Origin of the sequence: Alkalihalobacterium elongatum (genome assembly GCF_019024285.1) — a bacterium.
Lineage (GTDB): Bacteria > Bacillota > Bacilli > Bacillales > Bacillaceae_F > Alkalihalobacterium > Alkalihalobacterium elongatum.
Genome location: NZ_WMKZ01000023.1, coordinates 53,450 through 70,957, shown reverse-complemented (window position 1 = coordinate 70,957; position 17,508 = coordinate 53,450). Strand labels below are relative to the sequence as shown.

The 17,508-nt window shown below is 37.5% G+C and carries 16 protein-coding genes; 4 read left to right on the top strand and 12 right to left on the bottom strand.

The window, feature by feature from the left end:
* Positions 1 to 307 precede the first annotated feature (307 nt).
* The 3 genes from fabG to phaQ all read right to left on the bottom strand — a co-directional run bounded on the left by fabG (position 308) and on the right by phaQ (position 2,498).
* Positions 308 to 1,048, bottom strand: coding sequence for a 3-oxoacyl-[acyl-carrier-protein] reductase (gene fabG / locus GKP30_RS17920; protein WP_216830839.1), 741 nt, complete (start codon positions 1,046 to 1,048; stop codon positions 308 to 310).
* A gap of 394 nt (positions 1,049 to 1,442) precedes the next feature.
* A complete protein-coding gene (locus GKP30_RS17915) occupies positions 1,443 to 1,955 on the bottom strand; it encodes a hypothetical protein (RefSeq protein ID WP_216830838.1) in 513 nt (170 codons plus the stop codon).
* 126 nt (positions 1,956 to 2,081) lie between these two features.
* Positions 2,082 to 2,498 (bottom strand): poly-beta-hydroxybutyrate-responsive repressor, encoded by a 417-nt coding sequence (phaQ, locus tag GKP30_RS17910; RefSeq protein WP_216830837.1) that lies wholly within the window; start codon positions 2,496 to 2,498, stop codon positions 2,082 to 2,084.
* 244 nt (positions 2,499 to 2,742) lie between these two features.
* Here phaQ and GKP30_RS17905 point away from each other — a divergent pair, with 244 nt between their 5' ends.
* From GKP30_RS17905 to phaC, 3 genes are read left to right on the top strand one after another with little or no spacing between them, the layout of a single operon-like run.
* Positions 2,743 to 3,198 carry a poly(R)-hydroxyalkanoic acid synthase subunit PhaE gene (locus GKP30_RS17905; protein ID WP_216830836.1) on the top strand — a complete coding sequence of 152 codons (456 nt, stop codon included), beginning with the start codon at positions 2,743 to 2,745 and terminating at the stop codon, positions 3,196 to 3,198.
* A gap of 54 nt (positions 3,199 to 3,252) precedes the next feature.
* Positions 3,253 to 4,035 carry a beta-ketoacyl-ACP reductase gene (locus GKP30_RS17900; protein ID WP_216830835.1) on the top strand — a complete coding sequence of 261 codons (783 nt, stop codon included), beginning with the start codon at positions 3,253 to 3,255 and terminating at the stop codon, positions 4,033 to 4,035.
* Positions 4,036 to 4,072: 37 nt separating this feature from the next.
* Complete coding sequence (gene phaC, locus GKP30_RS17895; protein WP_216830834.1) at positions 4,073 to 5,158, top strand: class III poly(R)-hydroxyalkanoic acid synthase subunit PhaC; 1,086 nt, start codon at positions 4,073 to 4,075, stop codon at positions 5,156 to 5,158.
* Between the two features lie 219 nt (positions 5,159 to 5,377).
* Here the strand turns inward: phaC and GKP30_RS17890 are convergent, their stop codons facing one another.
* The 4 genes from GKP30_RS17890 to GKP30_RS17875 all read right to left on the bottom strand — a co-directional run bounded on the left by GKP30_RS17890 (position 5,378) and on the right by GKP30_RS17875 (position 11,540).
* The gene (locus GKP30_RS17890; RefSeq protein ID WP_216830833.1) at positions 5,378 to 6,847 is read right to left on the bottom strand and encodes a protein adenylyltransferase SelO; all 1,470 of its coding nucleotides are present in this window, start codon (positions 6,845 to 6,847) and stop codon (positions 5,378 to 5,380) included.
* A gap of 492 nt (positions 6,848 to 7,339) precedes the next feature.
* Positions 7,340 to 9,943, bottom strand: a complete 2,604-nt coding sequence (gene adhE / locus GKP30_RS17885) for a bifunctional acetaldehyde-CoA/alcohol dehydrogenase (protein WP_216830832.1) — start codon at positions 9,941 to 9,943, stop codon at positions 7,340 to 7,342.
* Between the two features lie 125 nt (positions 9,944 to 10,068).
* Positions 10,069 to 10,296: a hypothetical protein gene (locus tag GKP30_RS17880; RefSeq protein ID WP_216830831.1), complete on the bottom strand. Its 228-nt coding sequence runs from the start codon at positions 10,294 to 10,296 to the stop codon at positions 10,069 to 10,071.
* Between the two features lie 395 nt (positions 10,297 to 10,691).
* The gene (locus GKP30_RS17875; RefSeq protein WP_216830830.1) at positions 10,692 to 11,540 is read right to left on the bottom strand and encodes a M55 family metallopeptidase; all 849 of its coding nucleotides are present in this window, start codon (positions 11,538 to 11,540) and stop codon (positions 10,692 to 10,694) included.
* Between the two features lie 193 nt (positions 11,541 to 11,733).
* Between GKP30_RS17875 and GKP30_RS17870 the strand changes: the two genes are divergently transcribed.
* Complete coding sequence (locus GKP30_RS17870) at positions 11,734 to 12,447, top strand: uracil-DNA glycosylase family protein (protein ID WP_216830829.1); 714 nt, start codon at positions 11,734 to 11,736, stop codon at positions 12,445 to 12,447.
* A 126-nt stretch (positions 12,448 to 12,573) separates the two neighbouring features.
* Here GKP30_RS17870 and urtE read toward each other — a convergent pair whose 3' ends face one another.
* From urtE to urtA, 5 genes are all read right to left on the bottom strand, one after another.
* Positions 12,574 to 13,263 carry an urea ABC transporter ATP-binding subunit UrtE gene (urtE, locus tag GKP30_RS17865; RefSeq protein WP_216830828.1) on the bottom strand — a complete coding sequence of 230 codons (690 nt, stop codon included), beginning with the start codon at positions 13,261 to 13,263 and terminating at the stop codon, positions 12,574 to 12,576.
* Positions 13,241 to 14,038, bottom strand: coding sequence for an urea ABC transporter ATP-binding protein UrtD (urtD, locus tag GKP30_RS17860; protein WP_216830827.1), 798 nt, complete (start codon positions 14,036 to 14,038; stop codon positions 13,241 to 13,243). Before urtD ends, urtE begins: the two co-directional genes overlap by 23 nt.
* A complete protein-coding gene (gene urtC, locus GKP30_RS17855) occupies positions 13,992 to 15,083 on the bottom strand; it encodes an urea ABC transporter permease subunit UrtC (protein WP_216830826.1) in 1,092 nt (363 codons plus the stop codon). Before urtC ends, urtD begins: the two co-directional genes overlap by 47 nt.
* Positions 15,084 to 15,109: 26 nt before the next feature.
* Complete coding sequence (urtB, locus tag GKP30_RS17850) at positions 15,110 to 16,012, bottom strand: urea ABC transporter permease subunit UrtB (RefSeq protein WP_216830825.1); 903 nt, start codon at positions 16,010 to 16,012, stop codon at positions 15,110 to 15,112.
* A 67-nt stretch (positions 16,013 to 16,079) separates the two neighbouring features.
* Positions 16,080 to 17,354, bottom strand: a complete 1,275-nt coding sequence (gene urtA / locus GKP30_RS17845) for an urea ABC transporter substrate-binding protein (protein WP_216830824.1) — start codon at positions 17,352 to 17,354, stop codon at positions 16,080 to 16,082.
* Between the last annotated feature and the right edge of the window lie 154 nt (positions 17,355 to 17,508).

Here is a 17,508-nt window from a genome sequence, read left to right as displayed (position 1 = left end):
TCGTGAAGTAAGAAAACATGAAAACAAAGGCACGAAAAATCGGTTCTTCGTGCCTTTTAATATGCGAATTATACTGTGATTTTAGTTGCGAAAGATATGTGATTTAGTGTGTGAATTTGTCTGTGTTTTACCGTTTTGCACCTCTCAAGTAAAGCCGAAACTCTAAGAGTTTCGGCTTCTTTTTTATGAAAGTAGGTAAATAAAACTAGTTTCTTCATTATATAGTATTGAAGTGTGCAACATCTATTTTTATAGTTGTTCTAAAGCTCTTCTCTCATTTACATACTAACCAGTTAGTATAATCATCTTAAAGTACTGTCCCACCATCAATACTTAAAATTGTACCAGTTATATATTGAGCTTCATCGGAGGCTAGGAATGTATATCCATTCGCTATATCCTCTGGTTTTCCCATCCTACCTAATACCGATTTACCCTTCATCATCTCTTTTACTTTTTCAGGCATCTTATCAACCAATGGAGTAGTCACAAATCCAGGTGCAATCGCATTAACACGAATACCATGCCTTCCTAATTCCTTTGCCCAAGACTTAGTCATACCGTTTACACCCCATTTAGCAGCAGCGTAATTCGTTTGACCGAAGTTTCCATACATCCCTACAACAGAAGAAGCATTTAATATAACTCCACTTTTTTGCTCAATCATTACCTTTGCAGCAGCCTGTGCTACATTAAAAACACCCTTTAAATTGACATCAATAACATTATCCCATTCCTGTTCAGTCATTTTTTCCAGCTTGGCGTCCTGTGTAATTCCCGCATTATTAATGACTATATCGATTTTCCCAAAATGATCGACAGTTGCTTTCATTAGTTGTTCAACTTTAGGCCGGTCTGTCACATCAGCTTCTATCCCAATACATTCCGCACCAAGACTTTTAATATCTTCTATCGTCCGATCAACATCCACCTTCTTCAAATCTACCAAAACCAACTTTGCACCCTCTGTGGCGAATTTCTTTGCAGTCGCTTCACCTATGCCACTAGATGCTCCAGTAATAACCGCGACTTTTTCTTTTAATCTCATTTGCATCTCTCCTTACCTATTAGTATTGTTCAGTGAACTCAACTCGGAACCCATTCTCTTATCCCCTCTGCAAATTCCACCTCCTTTTATATACTAAAAATGAAAGCGCTTTCTACATTTTCAGAATATAGGTACTCTCTATGTTATTTCCTGAAATGTACTATTGTTGTTGTTTAATAAAAAGAAGTGGCTTTTAGTATTTATTTTGGCCCTTTTTCAGAGGTTGTTGCTCTTAACTATTAGATATGTTTATAAAAAGTTGACAAGCCTTGTCATTAAACAGGAAAAGGAAGGGAAAACGAACAAATCTTGAATTCAACTTTTTTTGGAGTTTTACCGTTCCAAACACAAGTCGTATTCATTAAATTTGCTTGTATCCTTCCTTTTTCTTTAATTACTTTTGCATTCCAGGAAAGAACTCAAATGGTTTAAACATTCCCATTTGCATTTCTTTCATTTGATCATAAAACCCATCCATTACCTTAGATGTTTGTTCTCTCATTTTTTTATTGTAAGCCGAAGAACTTACTACTAACTCCTCAAGTTGGGCATTTGATTTTGCAATAATGTCTAGAGACGTTTTTCCTGGAATGGCAGCAATTGCTTGTGACTTGTGCCCAATTTCTTCAAGTTTATTTAACCATTCATGATATTGTTGACCATCTGATGTTTTATTATAGTTATCCATTAACGTTTGGGCATTTGTTTTCCATTCTGTTGTCAAATTCTTAGCATTTTCTTCAAACTGAAAAAATTGATCACGTGTACCTTCAATCCATTCTTTTTGACTGTTAATCGCCTGTAATGATCTCTGTTCCATGTCTTCCAAAATATTATCTTGATTCCACCAGTTTAAAGAATACATATCCATTACTTTTTCATTTTTTGTCTTTTTTTCTACCATCATTAAGTCCCTCCACAAAATAATTTATATTACCTACAGCCTAATATGGCTTGGTATAAAAACATAAACAATATTAGAATAATAGTTTATGTAATTAAATATTTTGATGACTTGTCTTTGGAGCACTCTCTATTCTTCGGTTTTCTCTTCTTTCTTCGAAGTGTATCTAGGTGGCGTGAAAAAATTACTATAAAGGTTGAAAAATTGATCAAGTATTTTCTGATATTGTTCCAATGAATTAGCCCAGATATCTAGGTATTGTTCTCCTGCTGAAGTAATTGAATAAATTCGTTTAGCTGGCCCTGACGATGATGTATCCCACTCTGAAGTAACTAGTTCATCCTTTTCAAGTTGCCGAAGAACTCGATAGAAGTTTCCTTGATCCACAGATTGAAAACCAAACTGCATCAGCTTTTGCATTAATTCGTATCCGTGTGCATTCCAATCTTTTAATAACAATAACAACACTGGAATCATGAAATTCTTCGGTGGATTAGCTATGTTTTCAGGTTTAGCTTTATCTTTGCTTTTATTTCTAGGGGGCATTCTATCACCTTCTAAGGAAAATTATCTATATGTGTAATTTACACCTATAAGTAGAAAAAGTCAACAATTTCCTTTGAACCCAAATTCCATCATTTTTCAACAAATTATTTGAATGTTTTTGCAGCTTTTGTCTAATTTTACATAGTAAAGTAGATATTTTACGATTTTTTTTTGCCAAAATATTGCTCAAAATGGCTTAACATAAGAATTGAGTTTTAAATATTTAAGACAAGGAGTTAAGGTAATGACAAAACAAACGATGTTAGACCCATTTTCATTTTGGAAGACAATGTATGAAACTACTGAGTCAAATCTAAACGACGCAATTCACGAGACTCTACAAAAAGAGGAGTTCGCTGAATGGTTAGGGCAACTTCAGAACGGTTTCCTTCAATATCAACAAATGATCCAAAGCACTACAGACACATATTTAAAACAAATTAACGTACCTACACGTGAAGAGATTTCAAGTATTGCTTCACTGATAATCAATTTAGAAGAAAAGGTTGAAAGCATTGATGAAAAGCTTGAGGATGAGATCTTCAATCAAAATGTCTCTTCAGAGATAACTAAACTAAAAACAAGCATCTCGAAGTTAGATAAAAAGATGGATCAAATCTTAAAAGCTTTACCAAAAGAGACCTCTTCTACTTCTACTTCTACAAATTCTACTTCTTCACCATCATCAGAGAAAAAATAGTTATCTAATTTACTTACTGCTTTACTTATAATTTTAAAAATGGGGGAATATGCAATGGCTATTATTTTAAACGATCCGCTTCAAAAACAAGATGAAGTTTTAAGTTTAAAGGGAAAAGTTGCAATTGTAACAGGGGGATCTCGTGGAATTGGTTCATCAATTGCTATGGAAATGGCGAAACATGGTGCAGAAGTAGTTATTAACTACAATTCTAATAAGCAAGCTGCTGATGAAGTTATTTTTGAGATAAATCAATTAGGCGGGAAGGCTGTTGCCTTTCAAGCAGATGTTTCTAACCATGACGAAGCTCATTCCTTAGTAAACAGTACGATAGAGCACTATGGTAAAGTAGACATTCTAATCAACAATGCAGGGATAACTAGAGACCGTACGTTCAAGAAACTTGGTACAGAAGACTGGAATGAAGTTATTAACACAAACTTAAATAGTATTTATCACACAACTTCTGCAGTTATCAATCCGATGATTGAACAAAAATTTGGCCGCATCATCAATATTAGTTCGTTCATTGGTCAGGCAGGTGGATTTGGCCAAACAAACTACTCTGCAGCAAAAGCTGGAATGATTGGTTTTACAAAATCTTTAGCTTTAGAAACAGCAAGAAATGGCATTACGGTTAATGCTGTTTGCCCTGGATATATTTCTACTGAAATGGTTGAGGCTATTCCTGATAAAGTAAAAGAACAACTTATTGCAAAAATCCCAATGAACCGTTTAGGAACGACAGATGAAGTTGCTGATGCAGTACGTTTCTTGGCAACGAATGGTTACGTTACAGGACAATGTATCAACATTAACGGTGGAGTCTATATGTAATTCAATTGTAGAATTACGTAAATAAGGAGGAAAATAAATGACTACTATGACTAAGTCGATGGAATCATTATTAGATGCAATTCCTGAAGAATACCGTAAAGATTATAAACGATTTGTTCGCGCAATGGATATTCTCACAAAAGAGCCAGAACCACAAGTTGGGCAAACTCCCAAAGAGTTAATCTGGACAAAGAATAAAGCTAAATTATACCGTTACCAACCTGCTAAAACTAAAACTAACAAGGTTCCTATTTTAATGATTTACGCATTAATTAATAAACCTTATATTTTGGATTTAGCCCCTGGAAGCAGTTTAATCGAATATCTAACTGACAAGGGTCATGATGTTTACCTATTAGATTGGGGAACTCCAGGTTACGAAGATCGTCATATGAAACTAGATGATTACGTACTGGACTATATCCCTCGTGCAGTGAAAAAAGTTCTTCGTACATCTGGTGCAGATGAAATTAGCTTACTTGGCTATTGCATTGGCGGAACGTTGACTGCTATTTTCACAGCTCTTCATCCAAACCTGCCTATCAAAAATATCGTATTTTTAACAAGTCCTTTTGATTTCTCTGATGCTGGTTTATTTACAAATTGGGTAGACGAACGTTACTTTAACTTAGACCTTATGGTTGATACATTTGGAAATATTCCAGGTGAAACGATCGACTTTGGTAATAAGCTATTGAAACCTATCGTCAATTCTGTCGGTCCTTATATTTCACTCATTGATCGTGCAGATAATACGGAATTCGTTAAAAACTGGGCACTTCTTCAAAAGTGGGTTGGCGATGGTATCCCATTCCCAGGTGAAGCTTATAGACAATGGATTGGCGAATTCTATCAAAAGAATAAGCTAATTAAAGATGAGCTTTATATTCGTGGCCAACAAGTTCAATTAAAGAACATTAAAGCTAATGTTCTTAATATCGCAGCAGATCGTGATCATATCGCTGTTCCTCAACAGACGGAGCGTTTAATGGATAAGATCTCAAGTAAAGATAAAACATTTAAACTCCTCCGAGCTGGTCACGTTTCAGTAACAGTTGGTAAAGGAGCTGCTAAAAACACATACCCATTAATTGAACAGTGGGTCAGCGAACATTCTCAGTAACCTTATATTCCCTCGGTTACATAATACTAACATAATACAAGACACTTTCCTTCATGTAAAGGAAAGTGTCTTTTTCTTTATAAACCTCTAAAAATTAGACAAACTTCATGTTTTTATCGTTAAAAATTATTATATTTGTATAACACTTTCGGAAATATGTTAAATTTCGAGTGAATTTTATAGTCTGATAAAAGAATTTTCTTTTTCTATTCTCTTTGATTAAGTACCGCAAAACGTACGATACGGCAATGTTGTTGGTGCAGGAAGCTTACAGTAATCTGTCTGGTCAGCAGAATGTTCATACGGTCTTGAAAGAACGTTAAGAAGCTTCTCCATCACACTGTAATCCCCTTTTTCAACTGCAGCTTCTAATGCTTCTTCTACTCGATGATTACGAGGAATTACCGCAGGATTTGCTGTTAGCATTAACTCATGAGCGGCGTCTTTCGATTCCTCTTGCTTCTTTAACCTTGCCTGCCATAATTGATACCACTGATCAAATTCTTTTTTACCAAACATGCCCGTATCCTCTAGCTTACCAAACGTTAAGGCCCGAAATGTATTGGTAAAATCAGCACGATATTCCTTCATAATACCGAGGAGGCTTTCAATTAAATCTTCATCCTCTATCTCTTCATTGAATAACCCCAGTTTTGCTCGCATTCCAGCCAACCAGTTAGATTTATAAAGCTCTGAAAAACCAGAAATCTCTTTTTGTGCCAGCTTAACTGCCTCTTCTTGATCATCGTGTAACAATGGTAATAAGGCTTCAGCAAACCTCGCTAAGTTCCATCCACCAATATAAGGCTGGTTACCGTATGCATAACGACCTTGTCTATCAATCGAGCTAAACACCGTTTCAGGGTCATATATATCCATGAAAGCACACGGTCCGTAATCAATCGTTTCTCCACTAATCGTCATATTGTCAGTATTCATTACCCCATGAATAAAACCAACCATTTGCCATTGAGTAATCAACTTAGCCTGACGTTTAATCACTTCTTGAAGCAAAGAAAGGTATCTGTTCGGAGCATCGTTAATGGTTGGATAATGCCTTTCAATAGTGTAATCGGCAAGAGCTCTTAGATCTTCGACCGTACCTAATTGCGCAGCGTATTGAAAAGTACCTACACGAATATGACTAGCAGCTACACGAGTTAAAATAGCACCAGGTAGTTCTGTTTCACGAATGACTAACTCCCCTGTTGTAACTACTGCCAAACTTCGGGTAGTTGGTATACCGAGTGCATGCATAGCTTCAGAGATAATGTATTCCCTTAGCATGGGTCCTAGCGTAGCTCGACCATCGCCTCCCCGAGAATATGGCGTTCTACCTGAACCTTTGAGTTGAATATCGAACCGATCACCCTCTGGAGTCATTTGTTCGCCTATGAGTAACGCCCTTCCATCACCTAACATCGTAAAATGTCCGAATTGATGTCCTGCATAAGCTTGAGCCAGAGGTAAGGAACCTTCGGGGGCTGCGTTACCCGCAAAAACGGCTACAGCATCTTCACCTTTAAGTGTCTCAGCATCAAGTCCAAGAGGTTTAGCTAACGAGGCATTGAGAATGACCAACTCTGGTGACCGTACTGGATTAAAATTGATAGTTGAATAAAATGGTTTTGGCAAACGACCATAACTATTGTCCAAGTTCCATCCTGCTTCTTTCATGTCTTTACTCATTTTATCTCCTTCACTTCTCAGGCTTTTATGCCCGTACTTTTTCTTATATTTGGGCTGTGTTAAAGCATAATTAAGAAATCCGCTGTTTAGTCTCCTAAAAATCGCATAGCGTTGTTATTGTCTGCTTCTTCCAATTTATTATACCTTTACTCATCTTAGAAAGCGTATTATAAGCACTTTTGCCTTAAATAAAAAAGTACCCTTAGAGTAAGTAGTTGCATTTTCATGGAGAAGACCTAAAATCACAGGTAAAAAAACAGATAATTAGCACCACAAAAAAGGTCGGGTTTAACCCCAACCTTTCTGTTTGACTGTACATAACATTTATCCTGTAATGTCCTTCATCAACCTTATGAAGGATACTTCTCCACTATAACGCAACTCCTCTCCTTTAAAGCAGGCTTTTTTAATTTCCTACTCTAATAGGGTACATTTTGCGAGGAACTTCTTAGATTATTTTAAAAAACTATTCGTTAGATTATGAAGTTTGCTTTAAACTCCTTTATACGCATTTCGATAGATTTCCACTAACTCTTGGACTAATGGTAGCTTTGGATTCGCTGTTGTACATTGATCTTCAAAGGCACGCTCAGCCAACTGCTCTACCTTAGACTCAAAGTCCTCTTTCTTTATTCCGCATGCTTCAATACTCATTGGAATGTCTAATTCTTCTGCCAAGTTAATGATCGCTTGAACTAAGCTTTCAACGGCCTCTTCCTTCGTTCTGGCAGGTAGGCCTAGCATTACTGCAATATCTGCGTAACGCTCGTCGGCAATGAAATGCTCGTACTTAGGGAATGCAGTAAACTTTTTAGGCTGTGTTGAATTATAGCGGATGACATGTGGCATTAATATCGTGTTTGCACGCCCATGCGGAATATTGAATGCTGCTCCTAGTTTATGGGCTAAACTATGGTTTATTCCTAAGAAAGCATTAGCAAAGGCCATTCCAGCAATCGTTGACGCATTATGCATTTTTTCTCGCGCAAGCTCGTCACTTCCATTACGGTAGGCTGTTGGAAGATAGTCAAATACAAGCTGAATGGCTTTCATAGCCAAACCGTCTGTATAATCATTAGCCATAATAGATACATAAGCTTCAATTGCATGTGTTAATACATCCATTCCAGTATCTGCTGTAACATGCTTTGGTACAGTCATTACAAATTGAGGATCGATGATAGCTACATCAGGAGTTAATTCATAATCGGCTAATGGGTACTTCACATTGTTTTCTTTATCGGTAATTACAGAGAAAGAGGTAACCTCAGAACCCGTCCCTGAAGTAGTTGGGATAGCAACAAATTGTGCTTTACCTCCCAAGTTTGGATATTTAAAAATTCGTTTACGAATATCGAGAAACTTTTGTTTTAAGCCTTTAAAATCCGTCTCTGGATGCTCATAAAATAACCACATCCCTTTTGCTGCGTCCATCGCAGATCCCCCACCGAGTGCAATAATTACATCTGGCTGGAAGTTGTGCATCATGTCTGCACCTTTCATTACTGTTTCAATTGATGGGTCTGGTTCCACATCTGAGAAAATTTCGCAGTGTACATAATCATTACGTTTTCTCAAGTAATAAAGAACTTTATCTACATACCCTAGCTTTACCATTCCAGGGTCTGTGACAATAAACGCCTTTGAGATACTTGGCATTTTTGATAAGTATTGAGTTGAATGCTTTTCAAAATAAACCTTTGGTGGAACCTTAAACCATTGCATATTCGTGTTTCTTCTTGCCAGTCTTTTTATATTTAATAAGTGAACTGCACTTACATTTGAAGATACCGAATTACGTCCATATGAACCGCAACCTAAAGTTAATGAAGGTAAAAAGGCATTATAAATGTCACCGATCGCCCCTTGGCTTGATGGAGCATTTACAATTAAACGTCCAGCCTTCATTTGACTACCAAACTTCCTTATGACAGAATCATCTTCAGAATGGATGACAGCAGAGTGACCAAGTCCCCCAAAAGCTAACATTTCTTCTGCTCGAGTTAAACCTTCCTTTGTAGAGTTCACTTTATAGAATGCTAGTACTGGACTCAATTTTTCTCTAGATAGTGGAAAGTCTGGCCCCACACCCTGTAATTCCGCTATTAAAATCTTTGTATCCTCTGGCACCTCTACACCTGCTAATCTAGCAATAAAATAAGGTGTTTTACCTACTATTTCTGGATTTACTGCACAACTCTGTTCATTAATGACAAGCTTCTCTACTTTCTTCTGCTCTGCCTTATTCAGAAAGTAGCAGCCATTACTCTTCATTTTTTCTTTTATTACATCATAAATTTCCCTATCTACAATGGCCGCTTGTTCGGATGCACAAATCATTCCATTATCAAACGTTTTCGATAGAATTAAATCATTAACCGCACGTTTTACATTTGCTGTTTTCTCTATATAACAAGGCACGTTTCCTGGTCCTACTCCTAGAGCTGGCTTTCCTGTACTATAAGCCGACTTTACCATCCCTGCTCCACCTGTTGCTAGTACAAGTGCAACCCCAGGATGATTCATTAATTGTTGGGTTGCTGAAATAGATGGAGTGTCAATCCACTGAATACAATACTCTGGTGCGCCTGCTTTTATAGCAGCGTCCCTCAAAACCCTTGCCGCTTCACGGCTACATTTCTGGGCTGATGGATGGAAAGCGAAAATAATCGGGTTTCTCGTTTTAATTGAAATTAACGCTTTAAACATTGTAGTAGAGGTTGGGTTTGTTACCGGAGTTACCCCTGCCACAACACCAACAGGTTCCGCAATTTGTATAACACCCTCGTGGTCATTATCTTCAATAACACCAACGGTTTTGTCGTACTTTATATTATGGTAGACATACTCGGTTGCAAACATATTTTTAATGATCTTATCCTCATAAATCCCGCGCTGGGTTTCCTCAATAGCCATCTTCGCTAATGCCATATGCTGATCAAGTCCTGCCAATGCCATTTCCTTTACGATGCCGTCTATCGTTTCTTGGTCAAAACTCATAAATTGGGCTAATGCAGACTGCCCGTTTTCAACCAATTTCTCAATCATCATCGTCACATCATTTTGTTTCTTTACTTCCTTTTCTAAAACTCCCATTGTGAAGTCCCCCTTAAAAAGTAAACATAAAGTTTGTGAAATGGTGAGCATGTATCTTTAAAATTTTTTTCTAATAATAGTTTATTAAACTGCGCAGCCACAAAACTTCATTATACATACATTAATTACTCGCAAACTGGATTTCTTTGAATTTTAGTAATGGAGATATCGTTATAAAGCTTGGAATTCTCATTAATGATACAAACAAAGTTTACTGTCCAAATATATGTCGGAATTTCCTTCCCCTCTTCAAACATCATTGCCTCAAACTCATCGCCAACGAGAGCTTCAAACATCTCTAGTGAGTAGGTTTCAGTATCTGTAGAAAAGTCTTTCCATTGGCATAATATCATCTTGATCAACTCCTTTTGTCTTTCATAAGTTAATATTAGCATGTAAAAGTTTGTGAAACAGTGAACAAACATTGTCTCTTTTTAAACCGCTTTCATATATAAAAGCGTCCAGCTTTGTTTTTTTAGAGGCCTTTTAATAATCTTGGTTAGCGGACCAATAGCTATAGGCAACAATTTATGAGAAACACGCTTTAGAACTATCCCATAACTTTTGTTATTCGAATGTCCTTATTACTAAAAAAATAGCTACGAAACGAATGAGCAAAGAGATAAAGCTATTAATACACTCACTTTACATTGCTTAATTAAAAAGCAAAAGGCAACCTGTTTTGAACACACGGAATTACCCCTTGCTTTTATTTTTACGAGACCGGCTCTCTTAACACAGGATTTACCTATGCATTCGCTTGTCCTAAAACACCTTGAGTTGCTGCCATACCAATAATAACGCATCCCCACATATGCTTGTATGCTGTTACCATATCTGGAGACGTAAACCGAATAGTCTTTGGACCGATGAGTTCCACAGAAGGAATTGTTGTCGTCATGAGAGCTTGATTAGTCCCTTTAAAATCAATTTCAAATGTAATAGGTCCTTCAATTTTATAAGGTTTGATGTTTTTTGCTTTTTCCGCAGCTAATTTTGCTTTATCTTTAATTAATTGCTGAGTCTTTTTTGGCGGAAGCAGTTCAGCTGCTAAACGATCAATCCCTCGTTTGACAACAGCCGCTTCGATATGAGGTAATGTCTCCCTTACTTCTTCTACGTATGCGTCGTCTCCCGTAATTAAAAGTGCTGGCACGTTATAATCGCCTGCAACAGCAGCATTTAGCTCTGTTTCACCTACAACCTTTCCATTAATACGGAATTCGTTTACACAAATACCAGCTAACGAATGGTTAATAACTGTACGTTCGGATCCACCTTCACGGCCATGATGACCAACAAACAGAATACCATCATATGTATCATCTAGTCCTTCTAGTTGACACATCACACGATTATTCCCGGAAATAAGACTTGCACGCTCATCAAGATCCTCTATGAAAATATTTGACATATTTCCATGACCATCAGCAACGACAACTTCTGTAGCTCCTCCATTAAAAGCGCCTTCAATTGCAGCGTTTACATCTTGAGTCATGAGTTTTCTAAAACGCTGGTATTCACTTTCCTTTTTTAGCTGTACTCCCGTTGCGACACCTGTGACCCCTTCAATATCTGCTGAAATAAAAAATTTCATTACTTTTCTCCCTCTTTCTTTCACTGGATATTCCTAGTTTAAACTAAATTTAGTATATCGACAAAACGTTTGAAGACACTTAATCATAACAGTTGATTAATAAAGAATGTACTTTGCAAACCTTTTAGCTATCGGAAAAGAAACAGATTTTTTATGAATATAGTTTATCGGATTATCGCTGGGGGGATATAAAATGTTCTTCTTTAAAAACTATGAACACAGCCTTTTACAATTACCTATTAAAGAAACTTATGAAAAAGCAGACTTAATGACCAATCATTTCCTTTACGCCCAAGACGTTCATATTGACGTATTCTGGGCTCCATTTGAATACATAAATAAAGAAGCAAAAGTAATTATACTAGGAATTACTCCAGGGTGGACACAAATGCAACTAGCCTATAATTATGTACGGAAAAACATCGGCTTGGAAGAACAAAAAGTAATGCTACGAAATGCTAAAAAACAGGCAAGCTTTGGCGGAAAAGGGATTAGAAAAAACCTAATTGAGATGTTAGATGGTATAGAGTTGAATCAGCACCTAAACATTAATAGCTGCGCAGAGCTTTACGGGGATATGAACCATCTCCTCCATTCCTCTTCTACACTTAGATATCCAGTGTTTATTAAAAAGAAAAATTACACAGGCTCATCACCCTCAATGCTGAGGCATCATTTGCTTTTACAAATGATTCATGAACTGTTAGTACCCGAGCTAAACGAAGTAAAAGATGCTGTAATCATCCCAGCAGGTAAAGCTGTATCCGATGTTTTACGTTATTTAAAAGTGGAAGGGAAAATCCACCACAAAACGATACTATTTGATTTTCCTCATCCGTCTGGAGCAAACGGCCACCGAAAAAAGCAATTTGAAGAGAGGAAAGAGTGGTTTAAAGCGACACTGTGACACCTCGAAATCCCTCAAACCCATCAATTTTCTTAAAAACCACAATATTAAACCAAAATTTAACATCATAAAAGAAGGCATCTCAAAAATACCTTTTGAGATACCTTCTCTATCATTAAAATATTTTTAAACACTCAAATACTTACTTACCTCTTCTTCAACTAGTTCACTACCTTCATATACGATCCTCCCTTTATCAACGATATAAAAATAGTCAGCTACACTTTTGGCAAAATCAAAGCTCTGTTCCACAAGTAAGATCGATGTGTCCTCACTCGTTTCTTTAATTTCACGAATAACGTCTTGAATATCTTGAACGATGTTTGGTTGAATGCCTTCTGTTGGTTCGTCAAGCAACAAGCAGCGAGGGTTTGCCACTAAGGCGCGAGCAATAGCTAACTGCTGCTGTTGTCCACCACTTAAGTCTCCTCCATTCCGATCCTTCATTTCTTTAATGACTGGGAAAAAGTCGTATACTTTTTCATCAATTTTCATAATGGTATTATTCGCTTCAAGACCTAAAAGTAAATTTTCATGAACAGATAACTGTGGGAAAATTTCTCTTCCTTGTGGTACATATCCGATACCTTTTCTGGCTCGATAATTTGGCGCCTTCTTTGTTACATCCTCATCGTCATAGGAAATGGAACCTCCTTTTAGTTTTAAAAGGCCCATAATCGCTTTGACTAATGTTGTTTTCCCAACACCATTACGTCCCATTAAACAGACAACTTGACCTGGTCTTACCTCTAGTGAAACATCACGGATAACTGTACTTTCGTCATAAGCAATTTCAACCTGTTGTAGCTGTAGCATATTTTTCATCACCTTTTCTACCTAAATACACTTCCATGACACGTTCATTTCGTTGGACTTGTTCCATTTTACCATCACATAATAATTGCCCGCCGTGCATGACAGTCACTTTTTCAGCATATTGACGAACAAAATCCATGTCATGTTCAACAACAACGACCGTACACTTTTCTTTTAACTTTAATAGTAATTCACCCGTCTTATGTTCCTCTTCCTCTGTCATGCCAGCAATCGGTTCATCTAGTAATAGAAGATCTGGCTCCTGCATCATGACCATGCCAATTTCAAGCCATTGCTTTTGCCCATGGGATAAACTTTTCGCTTCGACATCTTCTTCCTTTGTTAACCCTATCAACTCTAGCATCTCATAAATCTTTTTCTCTTCCTGTTCCTTTTTCTTCGCTCTCAAGATAGCAAGCAATCGCTTATCTTGCTTCATCGCAAGTTCCAAATTCTCTAAAACAGTTAAGTTAGGAAAAATGGATGGCGCTTGGAACTTCCGCCCGATACCTTTGCGAACAATCTCGTATTCTTTTAAATTTGTAATTTTTTCATCGTTCTTGAAGCGAATATCTCCTTTTACCATCTTCGTTTTTCCACATAACACATCAAGAAACGTCGTTTTCCCCGCACCATTTGGACCAATAATGAAATGAAGCTCATTATACTTTAACGAAAAGGAAAAGTTATTAATTGCAACAAAGCCTCCAAACGCCACGGTTATATCTTTACACTGCAGGATTGTTTCGTTCACTTGTTGTTTTACTTGTGACATTACGTTCACCCCTTCTTAATTTTGATTTTATTTTGCTGACTAAACTCATTAAGCCCCCAGGTAAAAATAATACGACAACTACAAAGACAGTTCCAACAAAGTACAACCACATGTCTGGGTAAGCTTCACTAAAATGCGTCTTTGCTACATTCGTAACAATTGCCCCGATCACTGGTCCAATTAACGTTCCACGACCTCCAATCGCCACCCATAAAATCATCTCGATCGAAGGGACAATTCCAATCATTGTTGGTGAAATAATACCGACTTGTAAAACAAACAGCATCCCTGCTAATCCTGCAATTCCTGCTGATATTGTAAAAACTAATACTTTAAAAATAGATGTATCGTATCCTGAAAAACGAAGTCGGTTTTCCCCATCACGGATAGCGATGAGCACTTTTCCAAATCGACTATTTACGAGTCTATAGCAGAGGAAGAACACAGCAACTAGGCAAGCAACACTAATAAAATAAATAGCCTTCTGTGTCGTTTGAGCAGCTAGAGAGTAGCCTAATACGGTAGAAAATCCTGTTAATCCATTAGTTCCTCCTGTGTATTGCTGCCAACTAACAATCAAAGTTACGGTTACGATCACTAATGCTTGGGTAAGGATTGTGAAATAAACATCTTTTATACGATTACGAAAGATTACAAAACCTAAAATGGAAGCTATAATCATCGGAAGTAGAATCGCCCCTAAAATAGCGATCAACGGATTTTGAAAGATTACCCAAAACCACGGTAACTCTGTAATTCCACTCCACATCATAAAGTCGGGTACTGTTGCTGTTGCCTCGAGCTTTAAATACATTCCCATAATATAAGCGCCGATTCCAAAGAAAATCCCATGTCCAAGACTTAGAACACCTGTGTATCCCCAGAGTAAATCTAAACCAATAACTAAAATAGCAAATGCTAAAAAGCGACCAAGTAAATTTAAGCGAAAGTCCGATAGAAACAAAGGACATAATAAGAGAATGACAACGATCGCTAAAAATAACCATCTGCGATCATATAATACTTTTGATAAGGATGCTTCCACTGTTTATCTCTCTCCTTTCCTTTCTATTAATCAAGTGAGCGTGTTCGGATAGAAAAGATCCCATTAGGGCGCCACTGTAAAAATAAAATGATTAGAGCAAATACTAAGACTTTACCCATTGACGCATTCGTCCAATACTCAAGTACCGTGTTAAACATCCCAATACCCATTGCTCCAATGACAGTTCCGATTAACATTCCAACTCCTCCAACGACCACGACCATAAACGCATCAATGATATAATACGTTCCAATGGAAGGACCAATTGGCCCAATAAGTGTTAATGCTGCTCCAGCTACACCAGCGAAGCCTGCTCCAATCGCAAATGTTGTAGAGTCGATTCGTCTTGATGAAATTCCTAAACAAAGCGCCATGTTCCGATTTTGCATAACGGCTCTAATACGTCTACCATTTGTTGTTTTATACAAATAGATAAAGAGTAAACCGATACTAATAAGCACTAGTAAAATAATGAATAATCGCGTGTATGGTAGTGTGACCGACATCACTTGAACACCACCTCGTAAAAAACCTGGTGACTCAACGCCCACATTAGGTGCACCGAAAATTGAACGCGCCGCTTGCTGTAAGATTAAGCCGACACCAAATGTAGCTAACAAACTATCTAGAGGACGCCCATATAAATGCCTAATGACGAGAAACTCCAATAGCATTCCGATTAATGCTGCCACCAAAAAGGCAAACGGGATTGCTAGAAAGAAGTACATATCAAACCAGCCTGCTGGTAGATATTTTTGAAATGTCATTTGAACGACATAAGTGGCATAAGCCCCAATCATGATCAATTCTCCATGGGCCATATTTATAACTTTCATTAATCCAAATGTTATTGCTAGGCCCATGGCAATCAACAAAAGGATTGACCCTAGACTAATTCCATTAAACGCTTGGACAATAACCCCTTCCATATCTCGCACATCCTTTGTTAATAGTAGTAGATTGGCTGACAACTAACGTTATCAGCCATTACACGTATTACTGTATAGCTCCACTAATTCCACTAGCCCAGTCATAGTTCTCTAAAAATGGGTCTGGTTTAATAGGCTCTCCAGAGTTCCAAACTTCCTTAAACTGACCGTCTGCCTGCACTTGACCAATACGAACTGTTTTATAAATATGTTGGTTTTCACCATTAATTTTAACGAGTCCACCTGGACCATTAAATTCAATTCCGTCAGCAGCAGCTTTAACTGCATCCACATCTGTAGATCCTGCTTTTTCTGCAGCAGCTGCCCATAAGTACACCGCTATATACGCAGCTTCAATCGGGTCACCAGTCACACGGTCAGCACCGAATTTTTCTTTATATTTTTCTACAAACTCCTTATTTTCAGGAGTATCTGTTGTTTGGTAATAGTTCCAGCTAGCATAATGCCCTTTTAAAACATCAGCACCAATACCTCGAATTTCCTCTTCAGCTACACTTACAGACATGATCGTAATATCATCTGGCGAAATTCCTGCATCAGCTAATTGCTTGAAAAACGCTACGTTACTATCTCCATTTAGTGTGTTGAAAATAACTGTTGGTTTAGAGTCACGAATACGAGAAATGATTGTGTTATAATCCGTATGACCTAAAGGTGTGTATTGCTCATCAACAACTGTTCCATTGCTAGCCTCGAGCTGCGCTTTAATAATTTGATTAGCTAAACGAGGAAAAACATAATCAGATCCTAATAGGAAAAATTCAGTTCCTTTATTTTCAAGTAGCCAGTCAACTGCTGGAACAATCTGTTGATTTGGTGCTGCTCCTGTATAGAAGATATTAGGTGAAGCCTCCATACCCTCATATTGAACAGGGTAGAAAAGTAATCCATTGTTTTCTTCAAAGACTGGTAGCATCGCTTTACGACTTGCAGAAGTCCAACCTCCAAACACAACATCTACTTCATCTTGTTGCAACAGTTTTGTTGCTCGTTCCGAGAATGTCGGCCAATCAGAAGCACCATCTTCAATAATTGGGACAAGCTGTTTTCCTAAAACACCTCCAGCTGCATTGATCTCTTCAATCGCTAGAAGCTCAGCATCTCTTAATGATGTTTCACTCATAGCCATCGTCCCACTTAATGAATGAAGAATTCCGACCGCAATTTCATCAGAACCTACTTCAACAGCTTCACCTTCATCACTTGCTGCAGGTGTACTGCTACTTTCTCCTCCTCCACATGCCGTCAGTAAACCTAATAAGACAGCAGAGCTTGCGATCGTTTTTAAAACTTTACTAACCCTACCCTTTTTCTTTTTCATGATATCTCCCCTTTTCTGTATTGTGTTTTCCTTCCACAATGAACACTCTAAACAGAAAAGTGCGAATATTCATTCTTTATGTCATCTAATCTGACAGACAATTTACAAACGATGTTAGGAATTTTTATGTAAGATTTTCTAACAATTACCTTGC

Bases quoted from the DNA above. Each gene is read 5' to 3' on its own strand.
- fabG (WP_216830839.1), bottom strand. From the start codon at position 1,048: ATGAGATTAAAAGAAAAAGTCGCGGTTATTACTGGAGCATCTAGTGGC.
- GKP30_RS17915 (WP_216830838.1), bottom strand. From the start codon at position 1,955: ATGATGGTAGAAAAAAAGACAAAAAATGAAAAAGTAATGGATATGTAT.
- phaQ (WP_216830837.1), bottom strand. From the start codon at position 2,498: ATGCCCCCTAGAAATAAAAGCAAAGATAAAGCTAAACCTGAAAACATA.
- GKP30_RS17905 (WP_216830836.1), top strand. From the start codon at position 2,743: ATGACAAAACAAACGATGTTAGACCCATTTTCATTTTGGAAGACAATG.
- GKP30_RS17900 (WP_216830835.1), top strand. From the start codon at position 3,253: ATGGCTATTATTTTAAACGATCCGCTTCAAAAACAAGATGAAGTTTTA.
- phaC (WP_216830834.1), top strand. From the start codon at position 4,073: ATGACTACTATGACTAAGTCGATGGAATCATTATTAGATGCAATTCCT.
- GKP30_RS17890 (WP_216830833.1), bottom strand. From the start codon at position 6,847: ATGAGTAAAGACATGAAAGAAGCAGGATGGAACTTGGACAATAGTTAT.
- adhE (WP_216830832.1), bottom strand. From the start codon at position 9,943: ATGGGAGTTTTAGAAAAGGAAGTAAAGAAACAAAATGATGTGACGATG.
- GKP30_RS17880 (WP_216830831.1), bottom strand. From the start codon at position 10,296: ATGATATTATGCCAATGGAAAGACTTTTCTACAGATACTGAAACCTAC.
- GKP30_RS17875 (WP_216830830.1), bottom strand. From the start codon at position 11,540: ATGAAATTTTTTATTTCAGCAGATATTGAAGGGGTCACAGGTGTCGCA.
- GKP30_RS17870 (WP_216830829.1), top strand. From the start codon at position 11,734: ATGTTCTTCTTTAAAAACTATGAACACAGCCTTTTACAATTACCTATT.
- urtE (WP_216830828.1), bottom strand. From the start codon at position 13,263: ATGCTACAGCTACAACAGGTTGAAATTGCTTATGACGAAAGTACAGTT.
- urtD (WP_216830827.1), bottom strand. From the start codon at position 14,038: ATGTCACAAGTAAAACAACAAGTGAACGAAACAATCCTGCAGTGTAAA.
- urtB (WP_216830825.1), bottom strand. From the start codon at position 16,012: ATGGAAGGGGTTATTGTCCAAGCGTTTAATGGAATTAGTCTAGGGTCA.
- urtA (WP_216830824.1), bottom strand. From the start codon at position 17,354: ATGAAAAAGAAAAAGGGTAGGGTTAGTAAAGTTTTAAAAACGATCGCA.